The sequence below is a fragment of the Oleiphilus sp. HI0061 genome (genome assembly GCF_001635675.1).
The window spans coordinates 1-609 of record NZ_LWFE01000376.1; the positions used below are offsets into that span (position 1 = coordinate 1).

The 609-nt window shown below is 39.7% G+C and carries 1 protein-coding gene; it reads left to right on the forward strand.

The features are described 5' to 3' along the window. Positions 1 to 153: 153 nt before the first annotated feature. Positions 154 to 609: PAS domain-containing protein (locus A3735_RS05160; RefSeq protein ID WP_231882401.1), on the forward strand; the 456-nt coding region annotated here is incomplete at its 3' end.

Sequence of the window (609 nt, forward strand, 5' to 3'; positions counted from 1 at the left end):
GTTTTGAAATACAATTACTTACTGTAACTATTTTGTAACGTTGTACGTCACATCGTTACAAGTCTATAACCAAGTCGTGTTTTTCATTCTTGAAAATTACCATACAATTTACTTATAACTTACACATATAACTAATTTGCTTTGGTAACTACTTTGCATAAGCCGATTCATAAAGGTCTGACATTTCTTTCAACTCTCGCGATAACTTCGCCAGTGTTAGCTGCGGTATCGGTTGAGGATACTGAAAGCTCGACAATGCTATTGAAACTCATGGCAAGTGCAGGACTGGCAGCATTGTTTGGGACACTGTGCTTCATTTTGTTCCGTCTTAATGCCCGGCTAAAAAACAACGTAAAGTCGCATGAAGCTACCGAACAACTCATGTCGAAACTAAGTAGCGCGGTAACAAATAGTGGTTCCAGTATTGTTATTACAAGCAGCTCAGGCTTGATTGAATATGTAAATGACAAGTTTTGCCAAATAACGGGCTACCAACGCGACGAAATCGTAAATAAGCCAATCGGCATTCTCAAACCAAGCTCTGAACATTGCGCAGCTGATATTTGTGCTCTCGATAGCGGCTTCCTGCAAAAACAAGATAGTTGGGAA